Origin of the sequence: Streptomyces sp. NPDC050658 (assembly GCF_044457025.1) — a bacterium.
GTDB lineage: Bacteria > Actinomycetota > Actinomycetes > Streptomycetales > Streptomycetaceae > Streptomyces.
In genome coordinates this window covers 307,457-333,055 of sequence record NZ_JBITGM010000002.1, presented here as the reverse complement: position 1 = coordinate 333,055, position 25,599 = coordinate 307,457, and the positions used below count along the sequence as shown (strand labels likewise).

The 25,599-nt window shown below is 71.5% G+C and carries 23 protein-coding genes; 7 read left to right on the top strand and 16 right to left on the bottom strand.

All coding sequences use genetic code 11. The features are described from left to right. Nucleotides 1–26: 26 nt before the first annotated feature. The gene (locus tag ACIBKX_RS08435; protein WP_363271126.1) at nt 27–680 is read left to right on the top strand and encodes a DUF6629 family protein; all 654 of its coding nucleotides are present in this window, start codon (nt 27–29) and stop codon (nt 678–680) included. On the opposite strand, the gene ACIBKX_RS08430 is transcribed toward ACIBKX_RS08435, so the two are convergent. From ACIBKX_RS08430 to ACIBKX_RS08405, 6 genes are all read right to left on the bottom strand, one after another. Continuing rightward, on the bottom strand, nt 622–2,418 hold the full coding sequence (locus tag ACIBKX_RS08430) for an acyl-CoA dehydrogenase (protein ID WP_363271125.1): 1,797 nt from the start codon (nt 2,416–2,418) through the stop codon (nt 622–624). The two genes, ACIBKX_RS08435 and ACIBKX_RS08430, sit on opposite strands and share 59 nt — an antisense overlap. A 76-nt stretch (nt 2,419–2,494) precedes the next feature. Then, nucleotides 2,495–2,890, bottom strand: a complete 396-nt coding sequence (locus ACIBKX_RS08425; RefSeq protein ID WP_363271124.1) for a GntR family transcriptional regulator — start codon at nt 2,888–2,890, stop codon at nt 2,495–2,497. 63 nt (nt 2,891–2,953) lie between these two features. Further along, nucleotides 2,954–3,928, bottom strand: a complete 975-nt coding sequence (locus ACIBKX_RS08420) for an ABC transporter permease (protein WP_363271123.1) — start codon at nt 3,926–3,928, stop codon at nt 2,954–2,956. Next, entirely contained in the window at nt 3,925–4,866 is a 942-nt protein-coding gene (locus ACIBKX_RS08415; RefSeq protein WP_363271182.1) for an ABC transporter ATP-binding protein, read from the bottom strand. The genes ACIBKX_RS08420 and ACIBKX_RS08415 overlap by 4 nt, the downstream gene beginning before the upstream one ends. 85 nt (nt 4,867–4,951) lie before the next feature. After that, nucleotides 4,952–5,881, bottom strand: a complete 930-nt coding sequence (locus ACIBKX_RS08410; protein ID WP_363271122.1) for a carbohydrate kinase — start codon at nt 5,879–5,881, stop codon at nt 4,952–4,954. Between the two features lie 42 nt (nt 5,882–5,923). Beyond that, nucleotides 5,924–7,243 (bottom strand): oligosaccharide MFS transporter, encoded by a 1,320-nt coding sequence (locus tag ACIBKX_RS08405; protein WP_363271121.1) that lies wholly within the window; start codon nt 7,241–7,243, stop codon nt 5,924–5,926. A gap of 197 nt (nt 7,244–7,440) precedes the next feature. Here ACIBKX_RS08405 and ACIBKX_RS08400 point away from each other — a divergent pair, with 197 nt between their 5' ends. From ACIBKX_RS08400 to ACIBKX_RS08385, 4 genes are all read left to right on the top strand, one after another. Beyond that, nucleotides 7,441–8,829, top strand: a complete 1,389-nt coding sequence (locus tag ACIBKX_RS08400; RefSeq protein ID WP_363271120.1) for a glycoside hydrolase family 32 protein — start codon at nt 7,441–7,443, stop codon at nt 8,827–8,829. A gap of 495 nt (nt 8,830–9,324) precedes the next feature. Beyond that, nucleotides 9,325–10,764, top strand: a complete 1,440-nt coding sequence (locus tag ACIBKX_RS08395) for a family 2B encapsulin nanocompartment shell protein (RefSeq protein WP_363271119.1) — start codon at nt 9,325–9,327, stop codon at nt 10,762–10,764. Then, entirely contained in the window at nt 10,761–11,852 is a 1,092-nt protein-coding gene (locus ACIBKX_RS08390) for a family 2 encapsulin nanocompartment cargo protein terpene cyclase (protein ID WP_363271118.1), read from the top strand. The genes ACIBKX_RS08395 and ACIBKX_RS08390 overlap by 4 nt, the downstream gene beginning before the upstream one ends. Before the next feature lie 44 nt (nt 11,853–11,896). Then, nucleotides 11,897–12,772 carry a geranyl diphosphate 2-C-methyltransferase gene (locus tag ACIBKX_RS08385; RefSeq protein WP_363271117.1) on the top strand — a complete coding sequence of 292 codons (876 nt, stop codon included), beginning with the start codon at nt 11,897–11,899 and terminating at the stop codon, nt 12,770–12,772. A gap of 19 nt (nt 12,773–12,791) precedes the next feature. Here ACIBKX_RS08385 and ACIBKX_RS08380 read toward each other — a convergent pair whose 3' ends face one another. Then, nucleotides 12,792–13,829, bottom strand: a complete 1,038-nt coding sequence (locus ACIBKX_RS08380; protein ID WP_363271116.1) for a LacI family DNA-binding transcriptional regulator — start codon at nt 13,827–13,829, stop codon at nt 12,792–12,794. 159 nt (nt 13,830–13,988) lie between these two features. Between ACIBKX_RS08380 and ACIBKX_RS08375 the strand changes: the two genes are divergently transcribed. Further along, a complete protein-coding gene (locus tag ACIBKX_RS08375; RefSeq protein WP_363271115.1) occupies nt 13,989–15,062 on the top strand; it encodes a LacI family DNA-binding transcriptional regulator in 1,074 nt (357 codons plus the stop codon). Between the two features lie 147 nt (nt 15,063–15,209). Here ACIBKX_RS08375 and ACIBKX_RS08370 read toward each other — a convergent pair whose 3' ends face one another. From ACIBKX_RS08370 to ACIBKX_RS08360, 3 genes are read right to left on the bottom strand one after another with little or no spacing between them, the layout of a single operon-like run. Further along, entirely contained in the window at nt 15,210–16,034 is an 825-nt protein-coding gene (locus tag ACIBKX_RS08370) for a carbohydrate ABC transporter permease (RefSeq protein ID WP_363271181.1), read from the bottom strand. A gap of 23 nt (nt 16,035–16,057) precedes the next feature. Continuing rightward, complete coding sequence (locus ACIBKX_RS08365; RefSeq protein ID WP_363271114.1) at nt 16,058–17,005, bottom strand: sugar ABC transporter permease; 948 nt, start codon at nt 17,003–17,005, stop codon at nt 16,058–16,060. Continuing rightward, the gene (locus ACIBKX_RS08360) at nt 17,002–18,438 is read right to left on the bottom strand and encodes an extracellular solute-binding protein (RefSeq protein WP_363271113.1); all 1,437 of its coding nucleotides are present in this window, start codon (nt 18,436–18,438) and stop codon (nt 17,002–17,004) included. Before ACIBKX_RS08360 ends, ACIBKX_RS08365 begins: the two co-directional genes overlap by 4 nt. 173 nt (nt 18,439–18,611) lie before the next feature. Here ACIBKX_RS08360 and ACIBKX_RS08355 point away from each other — a divergent pair, with 173 nt between their 5' ends. Further along, a complete protein-coding gene (locus ACIBKX_RS08355; RefSeq protein ID WP_399375732.1) occupies nt 18,612–20,120 on the top strand; it encodes a glycoside hydrolase family 32 protein in 1,509 nt (502 codons plus the stop codon). Between the two features lie 21 nt (nt 20,121–20,141). Here the strand turns inward: ACIBKX_RS08355 and ACIBKX_RS08350 are convergent, their stop codons facing one another. The 6 genes from ACIBKX_RS08350 to ACIBKX_RS08325 form a co-directional block, all read right to left on the bottom strand. Further along, entirely contained in the window at nt 20,142–21,236 is a 1,095-nt protein-coding gene (locus ACIBKX_RS08350; protein ID WP_363271180.1) for a mechanosensitive ion channel family protein, read from the bottom strand. 118 nt (nt 21,237–21,354) lie between these two features. Further along, complete coding sequence (locus ACIBKX_RS08345) at nt 21,355–22,254, bottom strand: hypothetical protein (protein ID WP_363271111.1); 900 nt, start codon at nt 22,252–22,254, stop codon at nt 21,355–21,357. Next, entirely contained in the window at nt 22,251–23,261 is a 1,011-nt protein-coding gene (locus ACIBKX_RS08340; protein ID WP_363271110.1) for an SPFH domain-containing protein, read from the bottom strand. Before ACIBKX_RS08340 ends, ACIBKX_RS08345 begins: the two co-directional genes overlap by 4 nt. 134 nt (nt 23,262–23,395) lie before the next feature. After that, the gene (locus ACIBKX_RS08335; protein WP_363271109.1) at nt 23,396–24,208 is read right to left on the bottom strand and encodes an SAM-dependent methyltransferase; all 813 of its coding nucleotides are present in this window, start codon (nt 24,206–24,208) and stop codon (nt 23,396–23,398) included. A gap of 81 nt (nt 24,209–24,289) precedes the next feature. Beyond that, a complete protein-coding gene (locus ACIBKX_RS08330; RefSeq protein ID WP_363271179.1) occupies nt 24,290–25,048 on the bottom strand; it encodes an Asp/Glu racemase in 759 nt (252 codons plus the stop codon). 46 nt (nt 25,049–25,094) lie between these two features. Then, nucleotides 25,095–25,586 (bottom strand): MarR family winged helix-turn-helix transcriptional regulator, encoded by a 492-nt coding sequence (locus ACIBKX_RS08325; protein WP_363271108.1) that lies wholly within the window; start codon nt 25,584–25,586, stop codon nt 25,095–25,097. Nucleotides 25,587–25,599 lie beyond the last annotated feature (13 nt).

Genomic DNA, 25,599 nt, shown 5'->3' with positions numbered 1-25,599 from the left:
ACCGGAACGGCCTTAGCGTGGCAGCCATGTGCTGGAGTGCGACGGCCGACCTCGTGGCGGGCACGGCGATCTCCGCCGTGGGCGTCGCCTGTGTGATCCAGGCGGCCCGGCGCCCGCGCGACCTGCCGGTCGCCGCGCTCCCGCTGCTCCTCGGGGCCCACCAGATCGTCGAGTCCGTGCTCTGGCGCGACGGCGGCGGCGCGGGAGCCGCCACCACCGCCTGGGCAGTGATCGCCCTCCCGGTACTCGCCCTGTGGGTGCCCGTGGCGGTGCTGTGCGCGGCACCGCGGAGCGCCCGCCGCCGGCTGCTGATCCCGCTCGCCGCGGGCGCGGCGACGGCGGCGGCGCTCGTCCTCTTCCTCACGACCCACACCGTGACGGCCGACATCCGCGGCCATACCGTCGGCTACGCCCTCGGCCTGCCCCTGCCGGAACTGACCGTCGCGGGCTACCTCCTCGCCACCATCGGCTCCCTGCTCCTCTCCGGTGACCGGGGCCTCGTCCTGTTCGGGGTCCTGGTCGGCGTCGGGGCCGCGGTGTCGGTGACGCTGTGGCGCCACGAGTACATCTCGACGTGGTGCGCGTTCGCCGCCGTGTCCTCGGTGTTCCTGCTCGGCTGGGTCAGAAGGCGTCGTCCGCGAGCTCCACGGCCGTCAGGTCAAGGGATTCCAGCAGCGTGAACTGGGCCTCGGTCTTCGGCAGTTCATGCCGGAAGAAGTAGCGGCAGGCGCCGCGCTTGCCCTCGTGGAAGGCCTCGGTGCCGGGCTCCGCCGCAAGCAGCTGCTCCAGCCACATCCAGGCGACCACGACATGCCCGACGGCCTCCAGGTAGACGCTCGCGTTGGCCAGGGCGGTCCGCGGATCGCCGGACGACCAGAGCTGCCGGGTGACGTCCACCGCACGCGCCGCCGACGCGTCGAGCGCACGCCCGTACCCGGCCGCCGAACCGCCCGCCGCCGCGGCGCGGGCGGTGGTCTCCGAGATCCGCTCGACGAGCAGGCGCAGGCCCGCGCCGCCGCCCATCACGACCTTGCGGCCGAGCAGGTCGAGGCCGTGGATGCCGTGCGTCCCCTCGTGGATGGGGTTGAGGCGGTTGTCGCGGTAGAACTGCTCGACGTTGTACTCGCGCGTGTAGCCGTAGCCGCCGTGCACCTGGATCGCCAGGCTGTTGGCCTCCAGGCACCACTGAGAGGGCCAGCTCTTCGCGATGGGCGTGAGCACGTCGAGCAGCAGCTTCGCGGCCTCCCGCGCCTCGTCCGACGTACCCGTGTGCTGCTCGTCGAGGAGCCGCCCGCAGTACAGGTTGAGCGCCAGCGCGCCCTCCACGTACGCCTTCTGGGCGAGGAGCATCCTGCGGACGTCGGCGTGCTCGATGATCGGCACCTGCGCCGACGCCGGGTCCTTGGCCGTGACGGGCCGGCCCTGCGGGCGGCTGCGGGCGTAGTCGAGGGCGTGCAGATATCCGGTGTAGCCGAGGGCGGTGGCACCGAGGCCCACGCCGATCCGGGCCTCGTTCATCATGTGGAACATATAGGCGAGGCCGCGGTTCGCCTCGCCGATGAGGTAGCCGACCGCGCCGGGCGCGCCACCCGGCCGGTGGGCGCCCTCGCCGAAGTTGAGCAGCGTGTTCGTCGTCCCCCGGTACCCCATCTTGTGGTTGAGGCCCGCGAGGACGACGTCGTTGCGCTCGCCGGGCGAACCGTCGTCGCCGACGAGGAACTTGGGCACGACGAAGAGCGAGAGCCCCTTCACGCCGGGCGGGCCGCCGGGAACGCGGGCGAGCACCAGGTGCACGATGTTCTCCGAGAGCTCGTGCTCACCGCCGGAGATCCACATCTTGTTCCCGAAGAGGCGGTACGTCCCGTCCTCCCGCGCCTCGGCCCGCATGCGCACATCGGCGAGCGATGAACCGGCCTGCGGCTCCGACAGACACATCGTGCCCAGGAAGCGGCCTTCCACCATCGGGCGTACGAAGGTGTCGATCTGCTCCTTCGAGGCGTGCGCGAGCAGCAGATTGGCGTTGCCCATGGTCAGGAAGGGATAGGCGGCCGTGCCCACGTTCGCCGCCTGGAACCAGGCGAAGCAGGCCTGCGCCACCACGGCGGGCAGCTGACCCCCGCCGACCTCGTGGTCCATGGCGCTCGCGAGGAGCCCCGATTCCCCGAAGACCCGCAGCGCCTCCTTCACCTCGGGGATCACGTGCACCCGCTCGCCGTCGAAGGTGGGCTCCTCGGCGTCGTTCTTCTTGTTGTGCGGGGCGAAGTGCCGCGTGGCGATCTGCTCGCTCAGCTCCAGGGCGGCGTCGAAGGTCTCGCGGGAGTGGTCCGCGTACCGCTCCCGGCCGGTGAGCGCGGGCACGTCGAGCCACTCGTACAGCAGGAAGTCGAGGTCACGACGGGACAGGAGCAGGGATGCCATGCGGTTTCTCCATGCGGTGACGGCGGTACCGATGCCGGGGCAGGGAAGCCCCGCAGGTCCGATACTAAGCGGTCGCTTACGGAGTCGGGAAGGTGGCCGCCCGCACCGCATCGAACAGCGCCGTCACGTCCTGCCCGGTGAGCCCCTCGGCCCGCGCCTCGCGCATCCACTCGGCGAGGGCGGTCTGCAGGGGGGAGTCCGGACCGGCCTGCGGCCGTGCGAGGGAGCGGGTGATGAAGGTGCCCGCCCCCTGCCGGACCTCCGCGAGGCCCATCCGCTCCAGCTCCCGGTAGGCCTTGAGGGTCGTGTTCGGATTGACCTTCGTGGCCGCGGCGACCTGCGCGGCCGTGGGCAGCCGGTCGCCCTCCACCAGCGCGCCCATGCGCAGGGCCTGTTCGACCTGGCGCACGATCTGGAGATACGTGGCCACGCCGCCGCGCCGGTCGATGCGGAATTCGACCACTGTCTCCACCCTCTGCTCGTTTGCCGCCACTTTACGTATCCGCCGCGCCGCCGTGTCCCACAGGGCCGCGTCCTAGAGGGGCCGCCGCGACGCCCACCACACGACGAAGCCGGCCACGAGCGCGGTGCCGCCGAGCAGCAGGGCGGCGCCCGTCCACTGCATGCCCGCCATCTGGTCGTAACCGAAGTACTCGACCACGCTGTTGACGATGCCGTGCTTCTCGATGCAGGCGTCGGTCGCCTTCTCGGTCTGCTCGGCGCAGGTGCCCCAGCCGTACAGCGTGCCGTCCGCGCTGCCGATCCACCGGTCGTGCTCCACCGCCGAGTCGAGGAACGCGGGTGCCTCGCCGTTCAGCGGATAGGTGACCAGGCGCGGGGTCGCGAGCCGGTCGCGGAACTCGCCCCAGGCCATCTGCACGACCACGGTGAAGACGAACGTGACCATCATCGCGGGCAGCACCCGGCGCACCAGCATGCCGATCGCGATGCCGCTCATGGTGAGGAAGAGCGCGAACGCCGTCGGTACGGGTCCCGTGATGTCGAACGTCTCGCCCTCCAGCCAGTTCCAGGAGAGCAGCTCGCGATAGGGCCGCCACCACCAGGTGAACAGAGCGGCGAGCACGGCGGTCGACGCCGCGACGAGCGACAGGCACCACAGCAGCTTCGCCGCGAGCCAGCGGCGGCGCGGCACGGACTGCGTGGTGACGAGCTGCGCGGTGCCGTGCTCCTGGTCGCCCGCGATGAGCGGGGCGCCGAGGAAGACACCGAGGACGACGGGCAGGGCCCCGAGCGCCTGGGCGATGTACCGGTAGCCCTGCGGCTGCGACTCCAGGCTGATGTCCTTCTGCGGCCAGCCGAGCCGGTCGAGCATCGCCGCCATGTCGGCACGCTGGTACAGGATCATGGCGGCGCCGACGACGGTCAGGCCGACAATCGTGAGCATCGTCGTGCGGTGCTGGCGTACGACGAGCCAGCTCAGCCCGTGCAGCAGTCCGGGCTTCTTCGCGGCGGCCGCCGTCTGCGGCTGCTCGGTCAGGGTGGTGCTCATGCGGCGGCGATCCCTTCGGCGTCGATCCGGGCGTCCGGTGTGAACAGCGGCGCGGTGTCCGGTGAGCGCAGATGGCCCAGGAGTACTTCCTCCAGGCTCGGCTCGCTGACCTCCCAGTCGGCGGGCAGCGGGCCCTCGGGGCGAAGGAGCGCGCGGAACTGCCGCCCCTGGACCCGGACTTCGACGACGGTGTGCTCCGCCAGCCCGGCGGGCGCCGTCCCGTCCGGGGCGAGGCCGGTGACCAGGGCGTGGGCCGGCACCAGTTCCTCGGTGTCACCGGCGAGCCGGATCCGGCCGTCCGCGACCACCAGGAGGAAGTCGCACATGTCCTCCAGCTCGGCCAGCATGTGGGAGGACATCAGGACGGTCGTGCCGCGCTCGACGGCCTCGGACATCAGCAGGGCGCCCATCTCGTCCCGGGCCAGCGGGTCGAGGTCGGCCATCGGCTCGTCGAGCAGCAGCAGATCGGGCCGCTTGCCGAAGGCGAGCGCGAACGCGACGCGGGTGCGCTGCCCCCCGGAGAGTGTGCCGACCTTGGCGTCGAGCGGCACCTGGCCCGCGCGCACGATCCGCTCGGCGGCTTCCGCGTCCCAACCGGGATTGAGCTCGCGGCCCGTGCGCAGCGTCTCGGCCACCGTGAACCGCTTGAACAGCGGCTTGTCCTGGGAGAGGAACGCGTACCGGGGCATCGAGGCCGGATCGTCCACCGGCACCCCGAAGACACGCAGCTCGCCCTCGGTCGGCGCCACAAGCCGGGTCGCGAGCCCCAACAGGGTGCTCTTCCCCGCGCCGTTGGGGCCGACGAGACCGCAGATCCGCCCGGCGGGCAGCCGGAAGGAGCAGTCGCGCAGCGCCCAGCCGCGGCGATAGCGCTTGCCCAGGCCGCGGGCCTCGAGCGCGGGCGCGCTCGGGGGCCCGGCGGGGTCGGCAGGGGTCATGTCCACCACGCGCACCTCACTAAATTCCATTAAACAATTAATGGAATCATGATCTGCGCGTCCGGAGCCTGTCAACTTCGGGCCGTCAGGCGGCTCCGGGGGCGGTGGCGGCCAGCTCCTCGGCGTACGGCGGTTCGGCGCCGGCCCGCGAGCAGGTGATCGCCGCGGCCCGCGCCGCGAATCCGAGCACCTCGGCCCAGGCCTGGCGGGGCAGCGCGGCCACCGCGTCCGCCGACAGCGCGTCCCGCTCGCCGAGCGCGTGCAGCAGGGCCGCGTTCACCGTGTCCCCGGCCCCGATCGTGTCCACGACCGCGACGCGCTCGCCCGGCACGGAGTGGCTGAGCCCGCCCCGCGCGCGGACCGTCAGACCGTCCCCGCCGTGGGTGATCACGACGGCCGCGGGCCCGGCCGCGAGCCACCCCTCGACGTCGGGCCCCAGCCAGTCCGCGTCCTCCTCGCTGAGCTTCAGGAGCGAGACGTACGGCAGCCAGCTCCTGAAGCGCGCCCGGTAGACGTCCGCGTCCGGGATCAGACCGGCCCGGATGTTCGGGTCGAGCGCGACGAACACCCCGCGCCCCGCCTCCCGGCGCATCAGCTCCTCGTAGGCGCTCGCCCCCGGTTCGAGCACCAGCGAACAGGTGCCGAGCGACAACGCCCGTGTGTCGGCGGCCAGTTCGCCGGGCACCTCGAAGAGCCGGTCCGCGCTGCCCTCGACGTAGAAGGAGTACGCGGCCGAACCGCCCGCGCCGATCGAGGCGAGCGCGAGGGTGGTCGGCTCGGGGCCGCGCTGGATGAGCCCGGTGCCGACCCGCTCGGCGCGCAGCCGCTCGACGAGCGAGGTGCCGAACGCGTCCGTCGAGATCCGCGAGCAGAAGGAGACGCCCGCCCCGAGCCGCCCGAGCGCGATGGCCGTGTTGTACGGGCCACCGCCGCGCGCGGGCAGCAGGGGCGCGGTCACGTCACCATGGGCCTGCGGCACCAGGTCGATCAGTGCCTCACCGGCGACGACGATCACAGGGGTTCCTTTCGCGGGGCTCACACAGAGAAGGGGAGGGGTTCAGGCCTTGACCGGTTCCGGAGCGGGCTGCTCCGGAATCGTCGGCGGCACGGTCTCGGCCAGTCCCTTCCCGTCGGTCCGCAGCGTGCGGACCGAGATCAGGGTGAACGCGGCCACGAAGCCCGACATGATCAGATACGTGTGGGCGTAGCCGATGCTGTCGTAGCCGATCCCCGCGAGCGGCGAGATGACCGCCGCGCCGATCTGCGTCGCGAGCTGGAAGCCCACGAGGTAGATCGAGGACGAGAGCCGGGGCTCGAAGTGCCGGTTGATGTACTTGAAGATCGCGATCAGCATGATCGGCAGCTCGACGGCGTGCAGCAGCTTCACCGCGGAGATCGCGACCGGGTCCGTGACAAGGCCCGACAGGCAGATCCGGGTCGCCATGACGCAGCCGGAGACCAGCAGCGACCGCTTCGGGCCGAGCCGGTTGACCAGGAACGGGGCGAGCGCCATGCCGCCGGCCTCCAGGAAGACCTGCACGGAGTTGAGGTCGCTGTACATGCGGTTGCCGTCGGCGGTGGTGGAGAAGAGCGAGGCGAAGTAAGAGGGGAACATCGCGTCGTACGTGTTGTACGTCGCCGTCACCGCGACCACGAAGAGCAGCAGGCCCCAGAACGCCGGGTAGGTGAGGAGCGACTTCACGTCGGCGACCGATACCGACGACGCGGCGTGGTCGACGGCCTCGGCGCGCCGCCCGTCGGTCACCCGGATCGCCACGAGCAGCGCGACGAAGACGGCGGCGGCGCCGGAGGCGGCCCAGAAGTTCAGGTCCGGGTCGATGTTGAACAGGCGGCCCGCGAAGAAGGTCGCCGCCGCCCAGCCCAGGGAGCCGAACATCCGGGCCCGGCCGAACTCGAAGCCGTGGAAGCGGCCGAGCCGCTCGGCGTAGCTCTCCAGCGTGGCGACGGCGACCGCGAAGGCCATGGCGAGATAGGCGGAGCCGACGACGAGGCCGAGCGCGAAGTGGGACTTCAGGAGCGGCCCGTAGACGTAGATGTACATCGGGCCGACGAGCAGCATCAGGCCGCCGATCCAGTACAGGAGGTTCTTGCGCAGGCCGAGGCGGTCCTGGAGGAAACCGTAGACCGGCATGGTCACCAGGCAGCCGACGGCGTTGGCGCTGATCACCAGCGAGCTGCGGCCCGCGCTCAGGCCGATGTCCTGGGTGAGCCAGATGGAGAACAGTGACCAGGACAGCGACCAGGTCACGAAGAACATGAACAGTGCCGCGCTGATCAGGGTGAAGTTCAGGCGGTGCCTGCTCCTCCCCGGGGCGATCGCGGCGGGGCTCTGAGCCGCTCGGCTCTGGGTCGTCATGGGCGCTCCCTCGCGCTGGGCACTGCGGTGTCCCGCGCAGCGCCTGCTCATGATGCCGGAACGGATTGTTCCGATTCCTGTCCTGCTTTCAGTACCGGCTTTCAACACCGGCCCTGACACGTGCTAGGGCGGGACAACTATCACGTGTTAGGTTCCAAAAGACAAGAGCTCCTCCGACCAGGAAGTGAACGGACGCCATGGCCGACAGGAACATCCCCGCCCACCACGTACGCCCCGCCGCCGGGGGCTGGTGCAACGACCCCAACGGGCCGCTCTTCCACGCGGGGCGCCACCACCTCTTCTTCCAGCACAACCCCGGCGCGGCGGTCTGGGGCGACATCCACTGGGGGCACGCCTCCAGCCCCGACCTGGTGCACTGGACCGACCACGGCATCGCGCTCGCCCCGACGCCCGGCGGCCGGGACGCGCTCGGCGCCTGGTCCGGCTGCGCGGTCGTCGAGGACGGCGTGCCGACCGCCGTCTACACCGGCATGGACCGCGACGACGGCATCGGCTCCGTCATGCTCGCCCGCGCCACGGACGACACCCTCACCGAGCTCAAGGCGGACGCCCGCCCGGTGGTCGCGGGCCCGCCGCCCGGCCTCGACCTCGTCGCCTTCCGCGACCCCTACCTCTTCACCTACGAGGGGCAGCGCTGGGCGGTGATCGGCGCGGGGCACCGGGGGAGCGGGGCCGGGGACGTGCTGCTCTACCGCGTGGACGCGCTGACGGAGTGGACCTACGCGGGCTCGCTCCTCGACGCCGCCGACCCGGTGGCCGCGCGCTGCGCCGGGCCCGCGACGGCATGGGAGTGCCCCGCGCTGCTCCCGGTCGGCGACGGCCGCTGGATACTGCTCCTCTCCCTCTGGATCGACGGCATCACCTACGGGACGTCGTATCTGATCGGCGAGCTGCGCCCGGCCGGTGACGGCCTGCGCTTCGTGCCCGCGACCGGCGGCATGCTCGACCACGGCAGGGACTTCTACGCCCCCACCGCCCTGGTCGAGGAGGACCGCACCCTGCTGTGGGGCTGGAGCTGGGAGTCCCGTACCGAGCAGGAGTCCCTGGCCGCGGGCTGGGCCGGCTGTCTCACCCACCCCCGCGAGATCGGCGTACACCCGGACGGCGGCCTGCGCCTCGCCCCCGCACCCGAGCTGGCCGCGCTGCGGGGCGCGGAGCTGCCGACGGGGTCCGAGCTGCCGGCCGCGTACGAGATCGAGCTCGACGCACGCGTGGCGCAGCCGGACAGCGAGATCGTCCTGAGCCTCGGCGCGTCGGTGTCGCTGCGGGTGAACCCGACGCGCGGCACGCTGACCCTGGACCGGTCCGGCACCCCCGCGACGTCACCGCATCCCCTGCCCCGCACGCCGCAGGCCGTCGCGACGGTGCCCGGCGGCACGCGTTCGCGGCTCCGGGTCCTGGTGGACGGCCCGCTGATCGAGGCGTTCCTCGACGAACGGGCGATGCTCACCGAGAAGGTGCATCCCGCGCCGGAGGGCCGGTACGAGGTGACGGTCGTGCGGGGCTCGGCGGAGGTGGAGACGCGAGGGTGGGCCTTCGAGGGGGAGGGGCTGCGGCGGGGGTGAGATCGCCTCGGGGCAACTGTGCTGGGGGCGCAGTGGAGTTGGGCAACGGCGGTGGGGCGTAGGGGAGTTGATGACGACTCCTCGGCGGTGATCCGCACGCCCCCGGCGGCAACCCGCGATACCCGGGCGCGCGGTGGCAGGAGACCGGAGCGGGAGCAACCTCCGTTTCCTGACGCGCCGTTCGGGGCAGGTCGCACCTCCCGGTGAATCCTTCACCTCCCGTGCGCGGTTCCCCGCTCCCCCCGTCGACTGTTTGGCTTGCCCATGCAACCCACATAGCCAAGCCGCACGTGCCGCCCCGCCGCCGTCGTCCCCGCCGTCACCGTCAACTCCCGGAATCCTGACGCCGACCCGGCCCGCCCGGCGCGCATGCCGAGCCATCGACCCGCCCGCGCACATCACCCCCCCCGCATGCCGGACACACGCATGCGTTCACGTCGGCCCACACCCGCCCGTTCTGCTCTGCCCATGTCCGTTCACGTACAGGGAGCGAATGTGTCCACACCCGAAAGCGCCGCCGGAACCGACACCGGACGAGACGACGTCCCCACCCCCGAGGCGGTGCCCACCAGTCTCGGCACCCAGGCGGCACGGCAGCTCGCCACCACCACCAAGTCCGCGCCCCAGATGCAGGCCATCACCTCACGATGGCTGCTCAAGGCGCTGCCGTGGACGGACGTCCGGGGCGGCACCTACCGGGTCAACCGGCGCCTCCAGCTCAAGGTCGGCCGCGGCAGGGTGCAGTTCGAGCAGAACGGCGCCGACGACATCAAGGTCATCCCCGAGACCCTGACCGAACTCCCCGTCCTGCGGGGCTACTCCGACCTCGACGTACTCAAGAAGATCGCCTCCCGGCTGCGCGTGCGGCAGGTGCGCGTCGGCGAGGTCCTCTTCGACGCGGGGCAGCCCGTCACCGAGGCCTACCTCGTCGTCCACGGCCGGTTCACCCGCTACGCCACGGGCAAGTACGGCGAGGACGAGGTCATCGGCGTCGTCTCCGACGGCGACCAGATGGGCGACGAGGCCGTCGGCAGGGCCGACCCGCTCTGGCTCAGCTCGGTACGGGCCGAGACCCCCGGCGTCGTCCTCGTGCTGCCCTGGGACTCGCTGCAGCAGATCGTGGACGGCGCGCCCTCGCTCGCCGCGCACCTGGACGCCTTCGCGGCGCGGCAGAGCAAGCCCATGAACCGCAAGGGCGAGGCCGATGTCCCCGTCCAGGCGGGACACGTGGGGGAGCCGACCCTCTCCGGCGGCTACGTCGACTACGAACTCGCCCCGCGCGAGTACGAACTCTCCCTCACCCAGACGATGCTGCGCATCCACACCAGGGTCGCCGACCTCTACAACGACCCGATGGACCAGACCGAGCAGCAACTGCGCCTGACCATCGAGGAGATCCGCGAACGCCAGGAGTGGGAGCTGGTCAACAACCGCGAGTTCGGGCTGCTGCACAGCGTCGACTACGGCCAGCGCATCAGCACCTTCACCGGGCCGCCCACCCCCGACGACCTCGACGAACTCCTCGCGATGCGCCGCAAGACCAGGCTGTTCCTCGCCCACCCGAAGGCCATCGCCGCGTTCTTCCGCCAGTGCAACCGGCGCGGCCTGGTGCCCGGCACCGCCAACGTCGACGGCCACGAGATCCCCGCCTGGCGCGGCGTCCCGCTCTTCCCGTGCGGCAAGATCCCGATCAGCGACGAGCACACCACCAGCATCATCGCGCTGCGCACCGGAGAGGCCGACCAGGGGGTCGTCGGCCTCTATCAGACGGGCATCCCCGAGGAGTACCAACCGGGCCTGAACGTACGGTTCATGGGCATCGACCACGCCGCGATCATGAGCTACCTCGTCACCGCGTACTACTCGCTCGCCATCCTCGTGCCGGACGCCGCCGGCATCCTGGAGAACGTACAGATCGGGCGGAGCGCCGAATGACCGTCGCCCCCGGGTCCGCCACACCGCCCGGCCCCGCCCCGGAGCCGGCGCGGACCGTCTGGCGGGCGCCGGGACCGCCCAGCCCCGCCAAGGCCCTCACGGCCCGCCGGGGCGGGCCGATCCCCGGCCTGCGGCACCGGCCCGCCGTGCCCGCCGACCCCGGGAAGGTCGCGGAGGTCGACCGCAGGCTGGAGGCCTGGGCGCACCACCACGACCTGTTCCCCGCCGCCTGGAACGGCGACTTCGCGGGCTTCCGGTTCGGCCGCGCGGTGGTTCTCCAGCATCCGGGCGCCGCCGACGTCGAGCGCCTCACCGCGGCGGGCAAACTGCTGCTCGCCGAGAACCTCGTCGACAGCTGCTACTGCGAGGCCGAGGAGGGCAGGGGCGGCTCACCGCGCGGGCTCGGCGGCCGGCTCGTGCTCGCCCAGTCGGCGCTCGACCCCTTCCACGGCACCCCCGAGCACGAGGAGGAGTGGCGGCGCGGCGTCGAGAAGGACGGCCCGCTGCGCTCGTACCACCAGGCCCTGAAGGACTTCGCCGCCGTCGCCACACCCAGCCAGACCGACCGCTTCGTGCACGACATCGCCCGGCTGCACCTCGGCTACCTCGGCGAGGCCGCCTGGTCCGAGATCCGGTACGTGCCACGGGTCTGGGAGTACCTGGTGATGCGGCAGTTCAACAACTTCCGCCCCTGTCTGTCGATCGTCGACGCCGTCGACGGCTACGAACTCCCCGAAGCGGTCTACGCCCGCCCCGAGATCCAGCGGATCACCGCACTCGCCTGCAACGCCACCACGATCGTCAACGACCTCTACTCCTTCACCAAGGAACTGGCCGGCGACCCCACCCACATGAACCTGCCGCAGGCCGTCGCCGCCGAAGAGCGGTGCGGCCTCAAGGCGGCGTACCTGAAGTCCGTCGAGATCCACAACAGGATCCAGCAGGCCTTCGAGGAGGAGTCCGCCGCCCTGGCCCCCGCCTCACCCCTGATCGCGCGCTACGCCGAGGGCCTCGCCGCCTGGGTGTCCGGCAACCACGAGTGGCACGCCACCAACACCCACCGCTACCACCTGCCCAACTACTGGTGACACCGGCCGAGTCCGGCCATCCCCCCGCATCGAAGGAGTCACAGTTGGCCATCGTCGACGCCGAGACCTCGGCAGCACCCGTTCCGTCCCAGTCCACGTACCAGAACCGTGTAGCGGCCTACTGGAACGCCGAGGAGAACCCGGTCAACCTCGAACTGGGGAAGATCGACGACCTCTACCACCACCACTACGGCGTCGGCGAGGCCGACTGGTCCGTACTCGACGTCCCCGACCCCGCACGGCGGCAGGAGCGGATCACGGCCGAACTGCACCGCCTGGAACAGGCCCAGGCAGAGCTGCTCGCCTCCCATCTCGGCACGCTGACGCCCGCCGACCGGGTCTTCGACGCGGGCTGCGGGCGCGGCGGCGGCTCCGTCGTCGCCCATCTGCGGTACGCCTGCCACGCCGACGGCGTCACGCTCTCCGAGAAACAGGCGGAGTTCGCCGCCGAGCAGGCCCGCAGGCGGAACATCGACGACAAGGTCCGCTACCACCACCGCAACATGCTCGACACGGGCTTCCCCTCGGGCGCGTACGCGGCGTCGTGGAACAACGAGTCCACGATGTACGTCGAACTGGACCTGCTCTTCGCCGAGCACGCCCGGCTGCTGCGCCGCGGCGGCCGCTATGTGACGATCACCGGCTGCTACAACGACACCTACGGGCAGGCGTCCCGCGAGGTGTCCCTCATCAACGCCCACTACATCTGCGACATCCACCCGCGCTCGGAGTACTTCCGGGCGATGGCCCGCAACCGCCTCGTCCCGGTGCACGTCGAGGACCTGACGGCCGCCGCCATGCCCTACTGGGAGCTGCGCAAACAGGCCGAGCATCTGGTGACCGGCATCGAGGAAACGTTCCTGACCGCCTACGGGAACGGCAGCTTCCAGTATCTGATGATCGTCGCCGACCGCGTCTGAGGCCGCCGCGCGCCGGGGCTCAGCGCTCTCCGCCGGCCGGCGGACGGACCGAGTCCCGGCCGACCACGGGGCACTTCAGGCGGCGCGCGGCCGTCCGGTCCACCGGCTCGTCCGCGTCCGCGGCGTCGAGCAGCATCCGGACCGCCGTCGCGCCCATCGCATGGTGCGGCAGACCGATCGTCGTCAGCGCCGGGACCAGGTGGCCGGCCATCTGGTCCTGGTCGTCGTAGCCGACCACCGAAAGGTCACCGGGTACGTCGATGCCCAGCCGGGCGGCGGCGAGCAGCGTGCCCGTGGCGACCCGGTCGTTCGCGCAGACCACACCCGTCGGCCGGGCGGCGGAGTCGAGCACCCGCAGCGCCGCCGCGTACCCCTCGTCGATCTGCCAGCCCGCGCGCAGCACCCACTCCTCGCGGGCGGTGATCCCGGCGGCCCGCAGCCCGTCGCGGAAACCCCGGGCCCGGTCCGCCGCAGCGATGTCGCCGGCCGCACCGCCGAGCAGGGCGATGTCGCGGTGGCCCGCCCCGATCAGCACGTCCACCGCGGCGCGCCCGCCCGCGCGCTCGTCCGGCACCACGGAGGCGTACGAACCGGGCTCGCGCGGAAGGCAGTTGGCGAGCACGGCGCGCGCCGGGTCGATCCCCTCGGGGACGGTGGTGCGGCGCATCGACATCGCCGCGTAAACGATCCCGTCCACCCGCCGGGCCCGCAGCTCCGCCACCGCCTCCGCCTCGGCGGCCGGGTCGAGCCGGGACTCCAGGAGCAGCACCTGGTGCCCGCGCTCACGGGCCGCCTCCAGCGCGCCGAGCACCAGACGGCCGGCGAAGGGGCTCGTCGCGATCTCGTCGCTGAGCAGTCCGATGACCGCGCTGCGCTGCTTGCGCAGCGAGCGGGCCACCTCGTCCGGGCGGTAGCCGAGCTGGTCGGCGGCCTTCCTGATGCGGGCCTGGGTCTTGGCCGAGAGGTTGCCCGCGGCCCGGCCGCTGAAGACGAAGGACACGGCGGCGCGCGACACCCCGGCAAGGTCGGCGACATCGCGGGCGGTGGGGCGGCTCACGTCGCGTCTCCTCCAGATCTGTGACTGCGGGCAAGGATCGTGACGCCCAGTATCGCCGGACGCTCCGGCACTGTGGGGACGCGGGGGCCGCGGATAGGCTGACGTGGATCAAGGCGGATCACCCGTGGGGCATCGAAGGAGGCGGGGAAAGTCGACAGCGTGAGCAGGGACGCGGACGGGATCGGGGGCAGGTCCGAGCGGCCGACGTCGAAGGACGTCGCACGCCTCGCGGGGGTCTCCCACACCGCCGTCTCCTTCGTCTTCAACGGCCGGGCCGAGGGCAATCTCTCGCCCGCCACACAGGAACGCATCCGGAAGGCCGCCGAACAGCTCGGCTATCGGCCCAACGCCGTCGCCCGCGGCCTGCGCCGCCGCCGTACCGCCGTGATCGGCCTGGTCACCGACCACATCGCCTCCTCGCCGTTCGCGGGCGCCCTGCTGCGCGGCGCGATGGAGACCGCCTGGCGGCGCGAGCACCTGGTGCTCACCGTCGACTCCACCGGCGACCCCGCCAAGGAGGACGCGGCCGTCTCCGAGCTGCTCGACCGGCGGGTCGACGGCATCATCTACGCCGCCATGTCGCTGCGCCGCGCCCGCGTGCCCGCCGGCCTGAACCGCACCCTCGCGGTGTTCGCCAACTGCCTCCCCGAAGACGACTCGCTCGCCGCGGTGATCCCCGCCGAACGCGCCGGCGGCCGCGCCGCGGCCAAGCTGCTCCTCGACGCGGGGCACCGCGGGATCGCCCTGGTCGGCGGGCTCGACGACATCGCGTCGGCGGAACGGCTGCGGGGCTTCCGCGACGCGCTGCGGACGGTGGGGGAGCGCGCGGACAAGGACCGGATCGTGCGCGGCGGCGGCGAGATCTCCGCGGGGTACGCGGGTGCGATGCGGCTCCTCGACGGGGTGCCGGTGGACCGGCGGCCCACCGGCATCGTCTGCTACAACGACCGGGTCGCGGCGGGCGTGCTGCACGCCGCGGCGCGGCTCGGCATCGACGTACCCGGTGAGCTGTCCTTGGTCGGGTACGACGATCAGGAGCACATGGCGGCCTTTCTGGACCCGCCGTTGACGACCGTCGCGCTGCCGCATCGGGCCATGGGGGAGGTGGCCACGGATTTGTTGTTGGACGCGATCGAGGGGGCGACGCCTCCTGCCGTGGCGGTGCGGCGGCTGGAGTGCCCGGTGGTGGTGCGGGCCTCGGTGGCTCCGCCGGCGCCGGGCGCGGGGCTGTGACAGGCGCGGCTTCGCCGCATGAGCGTGGTGTTGGCGTCTGCGGGCGGGTCGTGGCTGGTCGCGCAGTTCCCCGCGCCCCTTCGGGGCGCTCTGCCCACCGCCCGGCCCAGCGCGGGGCGTGCCGATCGGGCTACGGGGACTGTGGACTCAACGGTTCACTCCCGCCGACGTGATGCCCTCGCGCAACGGGCGCTGGCCGACGGCGAAGACGGCGATGGCGGGGAGCATGGAGAGGACGACGCCCGCGAGGACCACCGAGACGGAACCGGTGCCGAGATTGCCCTGGAGCGAGACCAGGCCCAGCGGCAGCGTGAAGTTGTCCGTCGACGTCTCCAGGATCAGCGGGCGGAAGAATTCGTTCCAGTGGTAGTTGAAGGCGAGCACGCCCACGATGGCGAGGCCCGGCGCGGCCAGCGGCGCGTACACCGAGCGGAAGATCCGCCAGGGTCCCGCACCGTCGATCATGGCCGCCTCGCCCAGGTCCTTGGGCATGCCGAGGAAGTACTGCCGCATCAGGAAGGTCCCGAACGCGGTGGGCCAGGCGGGGATGATCAGGCCGAGCAGCGTGTCGGTCAGGCCCATCGACTTCAGGACCAGGAACACCGGCACGATCGTCACCTGCAAAGGCACCATCATGGTGGCGAGGACGAGCCCGAACAGCGGTTTCTTGAACCGGAATTCGAGGCGCGCGAAGGCGTATCCCGCGAGCCCCGCGGTGACCATCTGGCCGGCCGCGATCAGCGCGGTCACCAGCGTCGAGTTGAGGGCGAGCAGCCAGACGTCGATCTGCGCGAAGGCCTGGTCGTACGCCTCGGTCGTCGGCGCCGACGGGATGAGCTGCGGCGGCAGGTCGAAGGACTCGGCGGGCGCCCGCAGCGAGGTGGACATGGTCCAGATCACCGGACCGAGGGTGAGCAGCGCGACCACGGTCAGACCGGCGATCCGCGCCCAGGACGACAGGCCGTACTTCATACGGTTCACAGGGTTCACCCGGCTCACTGGTAGTGGACGAATCGCCGGCTGAGCCGGAACTGGAGGGCCGTGACCGCCAGGATCAGGACGAAGAGCAGCACGCCGACCGCCGATGCCGTACCGAACCTCAGCTGCTCGAAGGCGCTCTCGTAGATGACCATCACGACGGTGCGGGTGGAGTCGCCCGGCCCGCCGTCGGTCAGCACGTACGGCTGCTCGAAGACCTGAAGGGCGTTGATGATGCCCACGACCGAGGCGACCAGGAGGGTGGGGGAGAGCAGCGGCAGCGTGACGGCGAGGTGCTTGCGGATGCCGGTGGCGCCGTCGAGCGATGCGGCCTCGTGGATCTCCCTGGGGATGTTGTTCAGGCCCCCGACGAACAGGAGGAAGGAGAAGCCGAACTGCTGCCACACATAGACCAGGACCACCGCGGCCATCGCGGAGTCCTCGGAGGTCAGCCAGGGGACCGGGTCGATGCCGACATGGCCGAGCAGCCAGTTGACCACCCCGAATTCCTGGTTGAAGAGATACTTCATGACGACGGAGATGGACGCCGCCGACAGCACGAGCGGGAAGAAGAACGCCGAGCGGAACGCCGAACGCAGCCAGCTGGGCAGCCGGTTGTCGAGCGTCAGCGCGAGGGCCAGCGCCAGCAGGAGTTGCAGCGCGACCGCGAAGAACATGAAGACGAGGGTGTTGGTGAAGGACACGAGGACCGTGTCGTCGGTGAAGGCCTCGCGGTAGTTGTCCGTCCCGGCGAACGTCGGCGGGTCGATGACGTTCCAGTGCAGGAAGCTCAGGACGAGGGATCCGACGATGGGTACGACGGTGAAGACGAGGACGCCGACGACGGTCGGCGCCAGGAAGAGGGCGGCCATGAGCCGGGTGCCCCGGTCACGGCCGGCGCGGCGCGGTGACTGCTCCTTGACGGCTGGGCGGGCCGCCTCTGCCGATCGCTGAGTGGTCGTCATATCTCACGCTCCATGGCCTTCTCCAGGTCGCCCTGCAGCCGCCGCAGCGCGGGACGGACCCCGCGCGGATCGGCGAGCGCGGTGCCGGTGTGCTTCAGGAGGAGCTGCTCGACCTCGGCGACCTGCGGCGGGGCGGGGATCGGGCCGGTCGTCGGGAACTTGTCGAGGGTGTCGTAGAAGACCTGCCAGTTCGTGGGCCCGGTCCTCGCATAGCGGGCCGCGTGCACCATCGAACGGCGGGCCGGGGTGGACTGGTTCGCCCGGAAGAGCTCGGTCAGCACGTCCTTGCGCACGGAGTACTTGATGAACTCCCAGGCCTCGTCCTGCTTCTTGGACGTCCGGAGGAGCGCGTATCCCGCAGCGCCGAACTGGTGGCGCTGGGTGCGCCAGCGCGGGAAGTACTGCACGTCGTAGCCGCCGCGTTCCATGCCCGCCGAGTGCAGGCCGCCCGCCCAGAAGCCGCCCGCCGGGGTGACGCCGACCCGGCCGGTGGAGAAGACGCCGACCAGGTTGCTGCCGTTGCCGCCCTCGGGACGGGAGCAGAGCCGGTCCCGGACCAGCGAGGCCAGATAGTCGTACACCTCCTCGACGCGTTCATGGGTGGCCTGCGGCGTGCGCCAGCGGAAGCCGCCGCCCCGGCCGCGGCGCTGCTCGGCCGGGTAGAAGCCGTCCCAGAGCCAGTCGCCGCCGGGGGCCTTCGACTCGACGAGGACGTTCGTGTCGTTGGCGAACAGCCAGGGGACGACGCCGCCCCACAGGCGGTTGGTCCAGAAGTACGGCGTGAAGTGCGAGCCGCCGGAGCGCTTCATGTCCCGCAGCAGTGCCGTGAAGTCGTCGCGGGTCCAGTCGGGCGGGGGCAGTGCGGCGCCCGCCTTCCTCAGGGCCCCGCTGTTGAGATACATGTCGGCGGCGTTGAACTCGACGGGCAGCTGGTAGAGGCTCCCCTCGTACATCATCGACTCGACGAGCGACGGGTGGACGTCCGCGAAGTACTCCCGCAGCTCGTCCGCGTCGCGCCGCACCCGGTCGTCGAGCGGCACGCCGAGGCGCTGCGCGAAGAGCTGCACGCCCTCGGTGGCGACATAGACGACGTCGGGTTCGGTGCCCGCGGCGATCTGGGTGAGGATCTTGGCGAAGAAGTCCGACCAGTCCTTGGCCTGGATCGGCAGCAGCCGCACCTTGATGTCGGGGTGCAGCTGCTGGAAGCCCTCGCGCAGGGCCCGTTGGGCCGCCGGGTCGAAGGCGGAGCCGAGGGTGGCGACGACCAGGGCGTCGCCGTCCCGGCCTGGTATGTCGGCGCCGGTCAGCCGGTCCCAGCTCGCCGCGGTGCCGGCGAGGGCGGCGGCGCCCGCGCCGTAGCCGCCGTAGCGGAGCAGGGCGCGGCGCGGGAGGGTCGGGATGCTGCGGTCGGGTGGGTGGTGAGAGTCGGTCATCGGAGGGCCTAACTCGTGTTAGTAAAATTCTGTGACCCAGATGATGAGAACCGCGTAACGACGGTGTCAAGCCCTCTGATCGCTTGACCTTTAACGAGTTAGGTCTACAGTCCTGACCCATGCTTGAGATGAGCCGAAGGAACCTGATCCGGGCCGGAGCGGTGGGCGCCGCCATGGCCGCGGTGCCCGCCACATTCCTCGCGCAGGCCTCGGCAGCGGACCGCAAGTCCGCGGCCAAGGCGGCCAGTTACCGGGCGGAGTACCACTTCACCGTCCCCGACCAGTGGAAGAACGACCCCCAGAGACCCGTCTGGATCGACGGCGAGTACCACTACTACTACCTCTACAACGCCGACTACCTGGCCGGCGGCACCACCACCGGCACCGCCTGGCGCCTGGCCACCAGCACCGACCTGGTCTCCTTCAAGGACCGGGGCATCGCCGTCCCCAAGGACACCACGCCCAACGGCGACGTCTGGTCCGGATCGGCCGTGGTGGACACCCACGACACCGCGGGATTCGGCGCGGGCGCGGTCGTCGTCCTGGCCACCATGGAACCGGTGGAGACCGCCGACACCCAGGCCCAGTACCTCTGGTACTCCACCGACAAGGGCCGCACCTTCACCAACCACGGCACCGACCCGGTGCTCGCCAACCCCGGCGTCAAGGACTTCCGCGACCCCAAGGTGATCCGCGACGAGGAGCGCGGCCGCTGGGTGATGGTGCTCGCCGAGAAGACGAAGGTCGGTTTCTACCACTCGACGAACCTCAAGGAGTGGACGTACGTCAGCGGCTTCGTGGAGGAGGGGCTCGGCGTCCTGGAGTGCCCCGACCTGTTCCGCGTCACCACCGCCGAAGGCACCGCGAAGTGGGTGCTCGGCGTCAGCGCCAACGGCAAGGCGTCCGGACTGCCCAATACGTACGCGTACTGGACCGGCGCCTTCGACGGCACCGCGTTCACCGCCGACGCGCCCGAACCGCAGTGGCTCGACCACGGCTTCGACTGGTACGGCGCCGTCACCTTCGAGAAGCACGCGGCGGACGGCACGGTCGACCCGGCCGTCCGCTACGCCATCGGCTGGCTCAACAACTGGGACTACCCCAACACCACCCCCACCATCGACGCCGACGGCTTCAACGGCACCGACTCGATCGTCCGCGAGGTGAGGCTGCGTCGCGCCGCGTCGGGCACGTACTACCTGGCGTCCCGGCCCGTCCCCGCCCTCGACCGGCACGTCTCACGCACGGTGGACCTCGGCGACGTGACGGTGGAGGGCCAACTGGTCCTGGAGTACACCGGCACGGCGTACGAGCTGACCACCGAGATCACCTGGGACCAGCTCACCGGCGCGGGCGTCCAGCTGCGCAGATCCGCCGACGGCAGCCGGCATGTCGACGCGGGCGTGTACGGCGACTACGCCTTCGTGAACCGCAGGGGCGCCGCCAACCCCGACACCTCGGGCAAGTGGCAGGAGAGCAGGACCCCCTTCGACGCGTCGGCCCGCAGGGTCACCCTGCGGGCCCTGGTCGACCGCACGTCGGTGGAGGTCTTCTTCGACGACGGCCGCTACACGCACTCCATGGAGGCGTTCCCGTACCTCGCGGACACCCGGCTCGCGCTGTTCACGATCGACGGCAAGGCGGTCTTCCGGAACACCGTGATCCGGGAGTTCGCCGTCTAGGGCCTGTCCGCCGGTCGGGCTCTAGCCCCGCTCCTTGGCTGCCGGAGCGGCCGTGCCCCGCTGCTGCGGGATCAGGCTCGGCGGCAGCTCGCCCTGCTGCACGTTCACCGTCCTGACCGGCGAGGGAACCCGGATGCCCTCGTCCCGGTAGCGCTGGTGGAGCTGCTTGATGAACTCGTGCTTGATGCGGTACTGGTCGCTGAACTCGCCGACGCCCAGGATCACCGTGAAGCTGATCCTGGAGTCGCCGAACGTGTGGAAGCGGACGGCCGGTTCATGCTCGGGCAGGGCGCCGTCGACGTCCTTCATGACGTTCTCCACGACCTCGGTCGTGACCCGCTCGACCTGCTCCAGGTCGCTGTCGTAGCTGACACCGACCTGGACCATGATCGACAGGTCCTGCTCGGGGCGGCTGAAGTTGGTCATGTTGGTGCCGGCGAGCTGCGCGTTGGGGATGATCACCAGGTTGTTCGACAGCTGACGCACCACCGTGTTGCGCCAGTTGATGTCCACGACGTAGCCCTCCTCGCCGCTGCTGAGCCGGATGTAGTCGCCCGGCTGCACGGTCTTGGCGGCGAGGATGTGGACGCCCGCGAAGAGGTTGGCGAGGGTGTCCTGGAGGGCCAGGGCGACCGCGAGGCCACCCACGCCGAGCGCGGTGAGCAGCGGGGCGATGGAGACGCCCAGCGTCTGGAGCATGACGAGGAAGCCCATCGCCAGGACCACGACGCGGGTGATGTTCACGAAGATGGTGGCCGAACCCGCCACGCCCGAACGGGACTGGGCGAGCGACTTCACCAGACGGGTCACCACGCGGGCCGCCGTGAGCGTCGCGGCGAGGACGAGCAGCGCGGTGAGCGTCATCGTGACGTTGCGGCCGGTCCTCGGGGTGAGCGGCAGCGCAGCAGCGGCGGCCGCCGCGCCGGCGGCTATCGCCGCGCAGGGGACCAGCGTGCGCACGGCGTCGACGATGACGTCGTCACCGCTCCAGCGCGTCCTGCTGGCCCGTTCGCCGAGCCACCGCAGGATGACGCGCAGCAGCAGCGCCGCCGCGATTCCGGCGGCCAGCGCGATGCCGGGGGCGATCAGGTCGTGCCAAGTGAGGGCTCGCTCCATCAGTTCCTTCTCCAGGTTGTGCGGGCGCGCCGGACGTGTGTTCGTGTCCGGCGTCGCGAGCGTCATCCTGCCCCATGGGTGCGGCGCCGCCGCCGGGGGCCCGCGCCCCAGAGTGCCCTCAACTCAGCAGGCGCAGGGCGATGTCCGAGATTCCGATGCGGACGGTCTGACCCCAGGTCAGCTCCAGCGCGTCGCTCTCGACCCCGTCACCGAAGACGACGAGACGGTCCGACTCGACGGTGACGCGCAGCCGCTGCGCCCCCGCGAGTACGCCCTCCACCCGCGAGGTCCCGGTCGCGGGCGAGGGCCAGGCCTCCCGTACGAACCAGATCAGGCGCGGCTCGGCGGGGCCGGGCAGCGGCAGGGCGCTGCCGCTCTGCTGCCACAGCGACCGCAGCCACCCGGTGGCGCCGGTGCCGGTGCCCACCAGCACTCCGGACGAGGCCTGCGCCTCGGCCGCCGCGCCGTCCGTGTCCGGGCCGAGCCGGTAGCGGGCGGTCTGGTGCCCGGGCGGGCCCAGATAGATCTCGTTGAGGGCGAGCAGCCGCTGGGTGTCGTCGGACTGGGCCTCCACCATGGTGAGTTCGTCCACGGTCGCGGTGGGGGACAGCGCCGCCGGGAGCAGCTTCGCCGCGTCCGCGCCCCGATGGCGGACGAGGACTCCGGGGTTGCGGCCGGGCTCGGTGTCGATGCCGACGACGGGCTGCCCCGAGAGATACTTCGCGGCGTTGGCCACCAGTCCGTCCTGCCCGACGACCACCACGACGTCCTCGGGCCCGAAGAGGAACCGGTCGAGGTCCGCCCGCTCCACCCGCGCCTGCCGCCACCGCTCCGGCACCGCGGCGGCGACCTCCGCGAGCGTCGCGCGGGCCCGGCGATGACGCTCGGCCACCTCCTGAAGGGACCGGCCCCGCGACGCGAGGAAGAACTCGGCCTGCCCGTGCGTGCCGTGCCGGGCGAGCAACTCCTCGTACTCGGTGGTGCGATGGACCAGGACCGCGCGCGGCGCCAGGCTCATGGCCGGGGGCTCCCGTCCTGCCCCAGCCTGGCCAGCAGACCGGTGAGGACGTCGGGGGAGAGGGTGAGGCTTTCGATGCGGGGGACGTTCTCGGCCAGCCGGGTCGCCGCGAGGGCGTGCAGGGTGGCCGGGTCGACCGCGGAGTGCGCCGCGAGCCAGGACGTCTGGGCCGCCGCCTTCGCCTCGCCGACCGTGCGCGCCGACTCGGCCTCGGCGCGCGCGAGACGTTCCGTGCGCTCGGCCTCCGCCTGTGCGCGGACGGCGTCCGCCGCCGCGTTCTCCTCGGCCTCGCGGCGCGCGTTGGTGCCGCGCTGTTCGACCAATTCCTCCTCCTGCCGGGCCAGTTGGATGCGGGTCGTCAGCTCGTTCTCGGCGATCGCCTTCTCCCGCTGGACGGCCACGGCCCGGCGTTCGTACGTCGCCCGGTCCGCGTCCTGCTGGATCCGCTCCCGTGCGGGGGTGCGCAGGGCGCGCTCCACCTCGGGCTCGGGGCGGATCGCGACGACGCGGACGGCCACCACCTCGATGCCGGTGGCGGGAAGCCGGGGCTCGGCCGCGAGACCGTCGGAGATCCGCGCGCGGACCGCGCTCACCCCGTCGGCGAGCGCCTCGGCCAGCGGGGTGCGGGCCAGTACGTCGAGGGCGTTCTGCTGGGCGGACTCCGTGAGCAGCGCGGCGAGTTGCTCCAGCGGGGCGCCGCGCCAGGCGCCCGTGCCGGGGTCGACGGCGAAGTCGACGCGGGCGGCGGCGAGTGCCGGATCGCTGATCCGGTAGGTCACCGTCGCCTGCACGGTGACGTCCTGGAAGTCGGCGGTCCGTGCGTGGAAGGTGACGGCCAACTCCCGGTCGTCGACCGGCACTTCAGAGATGGCGGCACTGAGCGCACGGAACCAGAAGCTCAGCCCCGGCCCGTCGTGGACGAGCCGGCCGCGCCGGTGGTGGCGGATGTGGGCGGTGGGCGCGGAGCGCAGGTGGTGCAGGCCAAGGCGCCTGGTGATGTCGGCCATGATGGAATCCCTCCCCGTTTTCGTCACATCGACGATAGCGAGCTCTACCGCTTATCGTCAAGGAGATGAAAAGGGGGAGGGGGTGAAAGGGGGAGAGGGGTGAAAAGGGGAGGGTGCGAGGCGAGGTGCGCGGGCTACGGCTTGCGGCCCACCCCCGCGTAGAGCGGAACCGGCGTCCCGTTGCGCACCTCGTCCACCCCCAGCTCCGGATGCCACTGAGGCAGCCACACGATCCCGGGGTCGAGCAGCTCGAACCCCTCGAAGAACCGCTCCACCTCCGCCCGTGAGCGCGGCGCCAGCGTCACGCCGCCCGCCTTGTACATCTCCACCGCCTGCCGCGTCCGCTCCGGGTCGAAGTCGCCCGCCATCTGCGAGAGCACCAGATGGCTGCCGGGCGCGAGGGCGTCCACGAGCGTGCGGACGACGTCGTGCGCCCCGTCCTCGTCGCCGATGAAGTGCAGCAGCGCGATCAGCGACAGTGCGATCGGCCGAGTGAAGTCCAGTACGCCTTCCGCCTGTTCGAGGATCTTGTCCGGCTCCCGCGCGTCCACCTGGAGGAACTCCGTCGCCCCCTCGGAAGTCCCCGTCAGCAGCGCCGCCGCGTGGGCCAGGACGATCGGGTCGTTGTCCACGTACACGACGCGTGCCTCGGGGGCGGCCGACTGGGCGATGCGGTGCAGATTGGGCTCGGTGGGGATGCCGGTGCCGATGTCCAGGAACTGGCGTATCCCGCCCTCGCCCGCGAGCCGCCGCGTGGCCCGCTGCATGAACCAGCGGTTGTGCTGAGCGCAGTACTTCGTCTGCGGCTCGAGCGACTCGATCTGCCGGCCCAGCTCCTCGTCCACCGGATAGTTGTCCTTGCCGCCCAGGAACCAGTCGTAGACGCGGGCGGGATGCGGCTTGCTGGTGTCGATCATCGATGCAGCGGACTCCGGGATCGCGGACATGCGTCAACTCCCAAGGGGGCGGCGGCTGTTCAGACGTACATCAGGCACGTCCGGTCATCGTGCCCCCTCGGACCGGTGGGCTCAAGCGTCACTCGGGTCCCGCAGCAGACTGCCCGCGCCGGGCACGTGCGGCGGCAGGCCCAGTTCGGTCAGGATCCGGTGGGCCGTGGCGGTCGCCGCCGACAGGACGGGCAGGCCCGCCGCGTCCTCCACCGCCTGGACCGACGCGAGGGACGGCATCTGCACGCACGCCGAGAGGACGAGCGCGTCGGCCCTGCCCAGATCCACCCGCCGCCAGTGGTCCCGCAGATCGGCCGGGTCGAGCCGGGCGACCGCCAGATTGTCCGGCACCTCCAGGCTCAGCGCGTCCACCACCTCCACGCCCGCGTCCTCGATGTACTCCGCGACCAGGCGGGTCAGCGGCTTCATGTACGGAGTGATGATCGCGACCCGCGCCGCGCCGAGGGTCTTGATGCCGTCGAGCAGCGCTCCCGCGCTGGAGACCACCGGGGCCTGCGCGCCCTCGGAACGCAGCGCGGCGGTGATCTCGTCCTCCGCCACGCAGTGGTGCCCGGGCCCCTGCGCCATGATCGCGACGAGACAGGCCGTGGCCACCACGTCGGGCCTGGCGTCGGCCAGTTCCAGCGCGGCCCGCTCGGTCTGCGCGTTCATCGCCTTCAGCTGCTCGGGCGTCACATGCTTCATCCGCATCCGGCTGCTGTGGAAGACGAATCGATCCTGCGGGGCCACGGACTCGCGGTCGCGCAGCATGCGCGGCAGCTCCGTCTCCATCGTCAGGTTCGAGCTGGGGACGATCATGCCGATGTGGTGGTCGGTCACGGTCGCGGTCGGCTTCGCTGCCACGGTTCCTCCGGATGTCGTACGGCTATGAGTCCTCGGTCAGCCCCTCCCAGTGATCGGCGAGGGACGTGAGGAGGTGCATGACTTCTTCGCGCCGCTCGGCGCCGAACGGCTCCAGGAGCCGCTCGTCGAGTTCACGGGCGCGACGGTTCGACGCGTGGAGGGTGCGTTCGCCCTCCTCGGTCAGATAGAGCAGCTTGCGGCGGCCGTCGTCGGCGGCCGTCCTGCGCAGCAGCAGCCCCCGGTTCTCCAGGCGCCGCGCCACGTCGGCCATCGTCGACGTGTCCAGGGCCACCGCCGACGCCATCGACCGCTGGTCGTGTCCCGGCGAGGCGTCCACGGCCTGCAGCACCGCGAACTGCGGTCCGGTGAGCGTCGGGTCCACCGCGCGGATCCAGACCGCGAGATACGCCTGGTAGAGGCGCCGCACCTGGTAGCCGGGCGCGGCGGTGAGGGCGGCGGGCGGCCCGGGCGTCGTCGCGGTGGAAGCCGTCGTGGTGGGGGTTTCGTCAGCCATGGGGCCCACTTAA